Origin of the sequence: Streptomyces pseudogriseolus (assembly GCA_002154585.1) — a bacterium.
In the GTDB taxonomy this organism is placed as follows: domain Bacteria; phylum Actinomycetota; class Actinomycetes; order Streptomycetales; family Streptomycetaceae; genus Streptomyces; species Streptomyces pseudogriseolus.
This window is the reverse complement of record MUNG01000169.1, coordinates 1-8,914: the sequence shown is the minus strand read 5'-3', so window position 1 is coordinate 8,914 and position 8,914 is coordinate 1. Positions and strand designations below refer to the sequence as shown.

The following is an 8,914-nucleotide window of genomic DNA, read 5'->3' as shown; positions in this document are numbered from 1 at the left end:
GCCTCGACGATGCGGGCGGTGCCGTCGGTGGAGCCGTCGTCGATGACCAGCACCTCGATCGGATGGTCGCTGGCCATCAGGGAGGTGACGGTGTTCTCGATGCACTTGGCCTCGTTGTACGCCGGGACCAGCACCGTGACCGGCTGGGTGACCGGCGGGCCCCAGCGGAAGCCCTTGCGGCGCACCCGGCGGCGACGCGGGCGGCGGCACCGCCGCCACCACGCCCCCGGCCGGCGGCGGCACCGCCACGCAGCCCACGACGCCGACCACCCCGGACGCCACCGCGTCTCCCGGCACGCCCGACCCCACCACCGGTGGCGGCGGCGAGGTCAACGGCACCGACAGCCTGTCCGCTCCCTCCGCCGACCGCCCGGTCGCCGCCGAACCCGCCGCGGGCGCCGACTCCGCCCCCGCCGCCGCACCGTCCCCGGAGAACGTCCTCTGATGGCATCCCCGTCCCACCGCCGCCGGGCGCCCCGCCCGGACCGGCGCGGCGCACTGCGCCGCCGCGTACCACTGCGCCTGCTGCTGCCGCTGCTCGTCCTGGTCGCCCTCGCCGCCATGCTGATGCTGCGCGGCTACGTGCACAGCGAGATCCTCGCCGACCACCGCATCCAGAAGCCGGCGCCCACCACCGAGGTGCCCGAGGACATACTCGAGGGCGGGCCGGTGATAGACGCCCGCACGGGCAAGGCCGCCACGCTCAGCGTCCCGGACCACCGTCTGGTGCTCACCTTCGACGACGGCCCGGACCCCACCTGGACGCCGAAGGTGCTCGACGTGCTGAAGAAGCACGACGCGCACGCCGTCTTCTTCGTCACCGGCACCATGACCTCCCGCTACCCCGACCTCGTCAAGCGCATGGTCGACGAGGGCCACGAGGTCGGCCTGCACACCTTCAACCACCCCGACCTGGCGCTCCAGTCCAAGAAGCGCATCGACTGGGAGCTGTCGCAGAACCAGCTCGCCATCACCGGCGCGGCCGGCATCCGCACCTCGCTGTTCCGCCCGCCGTACTCGTCCTTCTCCGACGCCATGGACAACGAGTCCTGGCCGGTCACCCAGTACATCGGCAGCCGCGGCTACCTCACCGTCGTCAACAACACCGACAGCGAGGACTGGAAGCGGCCCGGCGTCGACGAGATCATCCGCCGCGCCACCCCGAAGGACGGCAAGGGCGCCATCGTCCTGATGCACGACTCCGGCGGCGACCGCAGCCAGACCGTGGCCGCGCTCGACCGGTTCCTGCCCGACCTGAAGGACAAGGGCTACGAGTTCGACAACCTGACCGAGGCCCTGGACGCGCCCAGCGCGCACAGCCCGGTCACCGGACCCGAGCTGTGGAAGGGCAAGGCCTGGATCTTCCTGGTGCAGGCCTCCGAGCACATCACCGACGTCCTGGTGGTCGGCCTCGCGATCATCGGCACCCTGGTCATCGCCCGCTTCGTGCTGATGCTGCTCCTCTCCGGCGCCCACGCCCGCCGGGTGCGCCGCAAGGGCTTCCGCTGGGGCCCGCCGGTCACCCAGCCGGTCACGGTGCTGGTCCCGGCGTACAACGAGGCCAAGTGCATCGAGAACACCGTCACCTCCCTGATGGCCAGCGACCATCCGATCGAGGTGCTGGTCATCGACGACGGCTCCACCGACGGCACCGCCCGCATCGTCGAGGCGATGGGCCTGCCCAACGTCCGGGTGATCCGCCAGCTCAACGCGGGCAAGCCCGCCGCCCTCAACCGGGGCCTGGCCAACGCCCGCTACGACATCGTCGTGATGATGGACGGCGACACGGTCTTCGAGCCGTCCACCGTCCGCGAGCTCGTGCAGCCGTTCGCCGACCCGAAGGTCGGCGCCGTCGCCGGCAACGCCAAGGTCGGCAACAAGGACAGCCTCATCGGCGCCTGGCAGCACATCGAGTACGTGATGGGCTTCAACCTCGACCGCCGGATGTACGACATCCTGCGCTGCATGCCGACCATCCCGGGCGCCGTCGGCGCCTTCCGGAAGTCGGCGCTGGAGCCCATCGGCGGCATGAGCGACGACACGCTCGCCGAGGACACCGACGTCACCATGGCGCTGCACCGCGCCGGCTGGCGCGTGGTCTACGCGGAGAACGCCCGCGCCTGGACCGAGGCCCCGGAGACCGTGCAGCAGCTGTGGTCCCAGCGCTACCGCTGGTCGTACGGCACCATGCAGGCCATCTGGAAGCACCGCCGCGCCCTCGTCGACAAGGGCCCCTCCGGCCGCTTCGGCCGGGTCGGCCTGCCCTTCGTCTCGCTGTTCATGATCGTGGCCCCGCTGCTGGCCCCGCTGATCGACGTGTTCCTGCTGTACGGCCTGGTCTTCGGACCGACCCAGCAGACCATCCTCGCGTGGCTGGGCGTCCTGGCCATCCAGGCGGTCTGCGCCGCCTACGCGTTCCGCCTCGACAAGGAACGCATGACCCATCTGATCTCGCTGCCGCTGCAGCAGATCCTGTACCGCCAGCTCATGTACGTCGTGCTGCTCCAGTCCTGGATCACGGCGCTCACCGGCGGCCGGCTGCGCTGGCAGAAGCTGCGCCGCACCGGTGTCGTCGGGGCGCCCGTGAACGGGGCCGTGCCGGGCGGCCAGGCGTACCAGGACGACCGGAGGCCGGTGGCATGACCCACGGACACCCGACCGGCGCCGGCCCGGTCCCGAACCCGGCCGGACCCTACCCGCCCGCGTACGGCACCCACACGGGCGTGGCCCCGGGGCCGGCGCACGCGTTCCCGCGGCAGCAGACGGCGGAGCCGGCACCTGCCCCGTCGCCGGAGCCCGCGGATCCCCCGGCCGCCCCGAAGAAGCCGGGCCGGGACCGGTACCTGGACCTCCTGCGCTCCGTCGCCCTGGTCCGCGTCGTCGTCTACCACCTCTTCGGCTGGGCCTGGCTGTCGATCGTGTTCCCGTCCATGGGCGTGATGTTCGCGCTGGCCGGCTCGCTGATGGCGCGGTCGCTGAAGCGGGGCGCGTGGAGCGTGATCCGCGGACGCCTCCGCCGTCTGCTGCCGCCGATGTGGCTCTTCGGCGGGGTCGCGCTGACGCTGCTGTTCCTGAGCGGCTGGAACCCCGGGGACGACCCCGACCAGGGCGGCGGGTCCTGGGGCCTGGTCAAGCTGTTCCACTACCTCGTCCCGATCGGCGCCCCGCCCTACCCGTTCGAGTCCGGGGACCTGGGAGTGCTGACCGGCGGCACCTGGGCGGACGACGCGGTGGGACCGCTGTGGTACCTGCGCGCCTACCTGTGGTTCGTACTCGCCTCCCCGCTGCTGCTGTGGGCGTTCCGCAGGGCGCCCTGGCCGACGCTGCTCGCCCCGCTGGGCCTGACGGCCGTCGTCGGCACCGGGCTGGTCACCATCCCCGGCGAGACCGGCAACGCGGTCACCGACTTCGCGGTCTACGGCTCCTGCTGGGTGCTGGGCTTCGCCCACCAGGACGGCATGCTCAAGCAGGTCCCGCGCTACATCTCCGTGTCCGGCGCCGCCTTCGTGATGGCGTTCGGCCTGTGGTGGGCCTCGGGCCACCTCGGCGACGAGGGCTGGGACCTCAACAACATTCCGCTGGCGCAGGCTGCCTGGTCGTTCGGGTTCGTGGTGATCCTGCTCCAGTACTCGCCGTCGTGGCGGGAGCTGCCGGGACGGCTCGCCAACTGGGACAAGCTGGTGACCCTGTCCAACAACCGCGCGGTCACCATCTACCTGTGGCACAACCTGCTGATCGCCCTCACCTTCCCGATCGTCGACCTGCTGTACGAACTGCCGTTCATGCAGAGCGAGCGCGGGGTGGAGGCGCTGAACAGCACGTACGAACTCTGGGCGTTCGCGTTCGTCTGGCCGCTGATCGGCCTGGTGATCCTCGGCACGGGCTGGGTCGAGGACCTGGCGGCGAAGCGCAGGCCACGCCTGTGGCCGAACGGCAGCAAGAGTTCCCGCCCGAAGGCACGGGCACACCGGAGCTGATCGTCAGGTTTGCTGAGGCACCGAGGAGTGGAGGGGCCGTCGGGCGACACGTCCGACGGACGCATCAACTGCATGTTCGCGCTCTCGCACGCCGTGCCATATATCATCGGCGATATGGATAGCGGGCGGTACTCGATCGAGATCGAGCCGGAGGTGCGGCTGTGGCTGGAGAACATTCCCGCCCATCACTACAAGCAGGCCGAACGCGTCGCCGACCTGCTCGCCGAGCAGCCCACCACGCTCGACGAACCGCACTCCCGCCACCTGGGCGGCAAGCTCCGCGAGCTGCGCTTCCGCCTGGGCGATGCCCATCAGCGGATCACCTACTGGCTGGCGCCCGGCCGTCGCGTCGTGCTGCTCACCGTGTTCCGCAAGACCAAGATGCGTGAGCAGGCCGAAGTGGACCGCGCCCACGCCGCACAGCGATTGTGCGAGGCAGAGCATGAAGCCGCCGCCGAGCACGACCTTTACAGCCGCGACCTCAAGGAGTCTCGATGAACCACAGCGAATGGAGGACCCGTCGCCACCGCCGGCTGCTGGGCGAACACCTGGACGCCGACCCCGAGTACGACCGGGTCTACGAAGAGGCCGGCCTCGCCATGACGTTGGGCAAGGCCGTCTACGACCGGCGCAAGCAGCTGGGTCTGAGCGAGGCCGATCTCGCCGAGCGCATGCACGTCGACGTCGATGACATCGAAGGCATCGAGACGGCCACCGAACTGCCGCCCATCGCGGTCATCATGCGTCTGGCCTGCGCACTGGACCTCACGGTGGACGTGCACCTCGCCGGCGGAGATGAGCCCACCGTCACCATCGTCGCCCCAGCGGCGTGAGGCGGGGAGGAGCCATGCAGGACCCGCCTTCCGCGCTCGCCCGTGAGCTCGGGCAACTCGTCCACGACCGCCGCATCGAGCTTGGGCTGTCCCAGGCCGAGCTGGCCGAGCGGTGCGGGATGAAGCAGCCGCAGATCTCCCGCTTCGAAGGCGGCGGGACCGTGCCCACGCTTCCCCTCCTGCGCCGCCTGGCTCAGGCTCTCGGCGCCGACCTGACCATCAGCCTCACCCCGCGCGACGAAGCCGCTTGACACACCGGGGCTGCGCTGTCCATGTCCTGGGCGATGGTTGGCCTTGACGAAGGCCGGCGATCGAGTGGGGTGGCAACGCCTCGCGGCGGGGCTGCGGCTCGTGCGGGAGTACGCCGATTCCTGGGGAGGGTGGACCCTCGGGGACGGTGTGCCCGGGCGGGGCGTCGGCAAGCTGCTCTGGTTCGAGGTGGGCCGCCGTGCCACACTGCCTCCTGTTGCTGAAGTGAACGGTGGGCCAGGGGGCGAGGGCGGATGAGCAAGCGGCAGACGCAGAAGATGCTGCAGTTGATGGCGAGCGGGGAGCCGGTGGAGCTCACCAGTCCCATGGCATCCGTGAAGAAACTCGCCCGACTCGCCTTCGTCGCCCAGCAGTTCGGGTACGAGTACGCCGACGTCCGGCAGGGCGGCGGGAACAACAGCCAGCTGAAGATGCTGATCGTGCCCGACCTCAGCCCGCAGGCCCAGACCCGCGCCGCGCAGAACTGGGCGCAGTACCCCAACGCCCACGACGGCGTCTCCCTGCCGCCGCTCGTGCCGGACGCCTTCGAACTGCTCAAGGCGCGCATCAACTTCGACCTCACCGGCAAGAACGCCGAAAAGCGCATGGGCTACGGCGCGATCGGCGTCTCCATCGGCGCCGTGATCATTGCCTACCGGCTGGGCGGCACCTCGGACGACTTCGTGATCGCGGCCATCATCTGGCTGGCCCTCATGGCGATCCTCGGCATCGGGTTCGTCGTCACCCGCAAGCGCAACGCCAAGTTCGCCGCCCGCCTCCAGGCGGCCAACTTCACACCGGTGACGGACGAGACGGGCCGCGTGCGCTACCTGCCCCCGGGCGGGCAGATGCCGGGCCACGGCAACCCCTTCGGGGCCGCTCCGTACGGCCCGTACGGGGCGCAGGCCCAGGGTGCGCCGCCGGTTCCGCCGCAGCCGCAGCAGCAGCCGGCACCGGGTTACGCCCCGCAGCAGCCTCCGGCGTACCCGCAGCCCTTCCCGCAGCAGCAACAGCAGCAGCCCGGTCCGTACGCCCCCCAGCAGCCGCCCGCCTATGGCCAGCCCGGGCAGCCCGGCCCGTACGGCCAGCCCGGCCCCTACGGCCAGCCCCCGCAGCACTGACCCCTCACCGCACCCCCGGTGACCGGTGACGGACTCCTCTCACCCCGCCCACGGCCGGGGTGAGAGCAACGTTCCCTGCCGGTCACCGCGTGCCACAGAGCGGAAACGCTCCCTCCGTACCTTCGGGACCAGCCCTCGCGGCACCGCCGCGCCCCGGAGAGCAGTGGAGGCCCCATGACAGCCCGCAGCGGCCGTTGGATCCAGCAGTGGGACCCGGAGGACGAGACCTTCTGGAACCGCACCGGCGAGCGGATCGCCCGCCGCAATCTCCTCTTCTCCGTGCTGTCCGAGCACATCGGCTTCTCGATCTGGACCATGTGGTCCGTGCTCGTGCTCTTCATGGGGCCGGAGTACGGGCTGACCCCCGCCGACAAGTTCCTGCTGACGTCGCTGGTCACGCTGGTCGGCGCCGTGGTCCGGGTGCCGTACACCTTCGCCGTCGCGATCTTCGGCGGGCGGAACTGGACGGTGATCAGCGCGGCGCTGCTGCTCGTGCCCACCGTCGCCGCGTTCGCCGTGATGGAGCCGGGGACGTCCTTCTCCACCTTCCTCCTGGTCGGCCTGCTGGCCGGTATCGGCGGCGGAAACTTCGCGTCCTCCATGACCAACATCAACGCCTTCTTCCCGCTGAGGAAGAAGGGCTGGGCGCTCGGCCTGAACGCCGGCGGCGGCAACATCGGCGTGCCCGTCATCCAGCTCGTCACCCTCGCGATCATCGGCGCGAGCGGGGGGCCGCGGGTGCTGCTCGGCCTCTACATCCCGCTGATCGTCGTCGCCGCCGCGCTCGCCGCGCTCTTCATGGACAACCTGGCCTCGGTGAAGAACGACACCGGCGCCGCCAAGGACGCCGCGCGCGACCCGCACACCTGGATCATGTCGTTCCTCTACATCGGCACCTTCGGCTCGTTCATCGGCTACAGCTTCGCCTTCGGGCAGGTGCTCCAGAACCAGTTCGACCGCACCCCGCTGGAGGCCGCGTACGTCACCTTCATCGGGCCGCTGCTCGGCTCCCTGATCCGCCCGGTGGGCGGCTCGCTCGCCGACCGGTACGGCGGCGCGCGCATCACCCTGTGGAACTTCGTCGCCATGGGCGCGGCGACCGCCGTGCTGATCGTCGCCTCGATGCAGAAGTCGCTGGTGCTGTTCACCGTCGCCTTCGTGGGGCTGTTCGTGCTGACCGGCCTCGGCAACGGGTCGACGTACAAGATGATTCCCGGCATCTTCCAGGCCAAGGCGCACGCGCTGGGCCTCGAAGGGGAGGCGGCGGCCGCGTACGGGCGGCGGCTCTCCGGGGCGTCCATGGGGCTGATCGGCGCGGTGGGCGCGCTCGGTGGCGTCGGCATCAACCTCGCCTTCCGCCAGTCGTTCCTCTCCTACGGCTCCGGCACCGGCGCGTTCGTGGCGTTCCTCGCCTGCTACGCGGTGTGTTTCGCGGTCACCTGGGTGGTATACCTCCGCCGGCCCGCCTCCCGCCCGGTCGGCGCCTCCCCCGCCACGGAGGAGAAGCCGCAGCTCAGCTACGCCGAGGTATGACGGCGGGTGACGTAACACTGGTGACATGAAGCCGAACCGGGCCTGTCATGGTTGGTTGACAGGCTCGTTCGGCACGGACGTGGAGCCGCACCTCCGTGCAGGACGCCGACTCGAGCCGGGACGAGAGTGATGGACGACGAACGAGAGCAGTCACCGGAGCACGGCCCCCTCGCGGGGTTCACGGTGGGCGTGACCGCGGCGCGCCGGGCCGACGAGCTGGGCGCGCTGCTGGAGCGGCGCGGCGCGGCGGTGCTGCACGCCCCGGCCCTGCGGATCGTGCCGCTCTCCGACGACAGCGAGCTGCTGGCGGCCACCAAGGAGATCATCGGGCGGGCCCCGGACATCGCGGTCGCCACCACCGCCATCGGGTTCCGCGGCTGGGTGGAGGCCGCCGACGGCTGGGGGTTCGGCGAGGACCTGCTGGAGCGGCTGCGCGGGGTGCGGATCCTGGCCCGCGGGCCGAAGGTGAAGGGCGCGATCCGGGCGGCCGGGCTGACCGAGGAGTGGTCGCCGGCCTCGGAGTCGATGGCGGAGGTGCTGGACCGGCTGCTGGAGGAGGGCGTCGACGGACTGCGCATCGCCGTCCAGCTGCACGGCGAGCCGCTGCCCGGGTTCGTGGAGTCGCTGCGCGCCGGGGGAGCGGAGGTGCTGGGCGTGCCGGTGTACCGGTGGCTGCCGCCGGAGGACATCGGGCCGGTGGACCGCCTGATCGACGCGGCCGTCGCCCGCACCCTGGACGCGGTCACCTTCACCAGCGCGCCCGCCGCCGCGTCGCTGCTGTCCCGCGCCGAGGAGCGGGGGCTGGCCGACGACCTGCTGGCCGCGCTCGGCCACGACGTGCTGCCCGCCTGCGTCGGCCCGGTCACCGCCCTGCCGCTCCAGGCGCGGGGCGTCGACACGGTGCAGCCGGAACGCTTCCGCCTGGGCCCGCTGGTCCAGCTGCTCTGCCGCGAACTCCCCTCCCGCGCGCGTACGTTGCCCGTGGCCGGGCACCGGGTGGAGATCCGGGGGCACGCCGTGCTGGTCGACGGCGAGCTGCGTCCGGTGCCGCCCGCCGGGATGTCCCTGCTGCGGACGCTGTCCCGCAGACCCGGCTGGGTCGTCTCGCGCGCCGAGCTGCTGCGCGCCCTCCCGGGCGCCGGCCGCGACGAACACGCGGTGGAGACCGCGATGGCCCGCCTGCGCACCGCCCTGGGCGCCC

Annotated in this window: 8 protein-coding genes and 1 pseudogene; 8 read left to right on the top strand and 1 reads right to left on the bottom strand. The window is 71.5% G+C overall.

Going from position 1 to position 8,914, the window contains the following annotated elements; genetic code table 11:
* A pseudogene (locus CCN29_RS16635) lies at positions 1-191 on the bottom strand (glycosyltransferase); the annotation flags it as partial.
* Positions 192-444: 253 nt separating this feature from the next.
* On the opposite strand from CCN29_RS16635, the gene CCN29_RS16630 reads away from it, so the two are divergent.
* The 8 genes from CCN29_RS16630 to CCN29_RS16590 form a co-directional block, all read left to right on the top strand.
* A complete protein-coding gene (locus tag CCN29_RS16630) occupies positions 445-2,643 on the top strand; it encodes a bifunctional polysaccharide deacetylase/glycosyltransferase family 2 protein (RefSeq protein ID WP_031063608.1) in 2,199 nt (732 codons plus the stop codon).
* On the top strand, positions 2,640-3,977 hold the full coding sequence (locus CCN29_RS16625) for an acyltransferase family protein (RefSeq protein ID WP_086682781.1): 1,338 nt from the start codon (positions 2,640-2,642) through the stop codon (positions 3,975-3,977). The genes CCN29_RS16630 and CCN29_RS16625 overlap by 4 nt, the downstream gene beginning before the upstream one ends.
* Before the next feature lie 114 nt (positions 3,978-4,091).
* Positions 4,092-4,475, top strand: coding sequence for a type II toxin-antitoxin system RelE/ParE family toxin (locus tag CCN29_RS16620; protein ID WP_086682784.1), 384 nt, complete (start codon positions 4,092-4,094; stop codon positions 4,473-4,475).
* Positions 4,472-4,810 carry a helix-turn-helix domain-containing protein gene (locus CCN29_RS16615; RefSeq protein WP_086682778.1) on the top strand — a complete coding sequence of 113 codons (339 nt, stop codon included), beginning with the start codon at positions 4,472-4,474 and terminating at the stop codon, positions 4,808-4,810. Before CCN29_RS16620 ends, CCN29_RS16615 begins: the two co-directional genes overlap by 4 nt.
* The gene (locus CCN29_RS16610) at positions 4,807-5,061 is read left to right on the top strand and encodes a helix-turn-helix domain-containing protein (RefSeq protein WP_086682775.1); all 255 of its coding nucleotides are present in this window, start codon (positions 4,807-4,809) and stop codon (positions 5,059-5,061) included. The genes CCN29_RS16615 and CCN29_RS16610 overlap by 4 nt, the downstream gene beginning before the upstream one ends.
* A gap of 252 nt (positions 5,062-5,313) precedes the next feature.
* Positions 5,314-6,180, top strand: coding sequence for a hypothetical protein (locus CCN29_RS16600; RefSeq protein ID WP_086682768.1), 867 nt, complete (start codon positions 5,314-5,316; stop codon positions 6,178-6,180).
* Between the two features lie 174 nt (positions 6,181-6,354).
* Positions 6,355-7,713, top strand: coding sequence for a nitrate/nitrite transporter (locus tag CCN29_RS16595; protein ID WP_086682765.1), 1,359 nt, complete (start codon positions 6,355-6,357; stop codon positions 7,711-7,713).
* 129 nt (positions 7,714-7,842) lie between these two features.
* Positions 7,843-8,914, top strand: a 1,072-nt coding sequence (locus CCN29_RS16590; RefSeq protein ID WP_086682762.1) for a uroporphyrinogen-III synthase, incomplete at its 3' end; no start/stop codon positions are given.

Bases quoted from the DNA above. Each gene is read 5' to 3' on its own strand.
- CCN29_RS16620 (WP_086682784.1), top strand. From the start codon at position 4,092: ATGGATAGCGGGCGGTACTCGATCGAGATCGAGCCGGAGGTGCGGCTG.
- CCN29_RS16615 (WP_086682778.1), top strand. From the start codon at position 4,472: ATGAACCACAGCGAATGGAGGACCCGTCGCCACCGCCGGCTGCTGGGC.
- CCN29_RS16625 (WP_086682781.1), top strand. From the start codon at position 2,640: ATGACCCACGGACACCCGACCGGCGCCGGCCCGGTCCCGAACCCGGCC.
- CCN29_RS16600 (WP_086682768.1), top strand. From the start codon at position 5,314: ATGAGCAAGCGGCAGACGCAGAAGATGCTGCAGTTGATGGCGAGCGGG.
- CCN29_RS16595 (WP_086682765.1), top strand. From the start codon at position 6,355: ATGACAGCCCGCAGCGGCCGTTGGATCCAGCAGTGGGACCCGGAGGAC.
- CCN29_RS16630 (WP_031063608.1), top strand. From the start codon at position 445: ATGGCATCCCCGTCCCACCGCCGCCGGGCGCCCCGCCCGGACCGGCGC.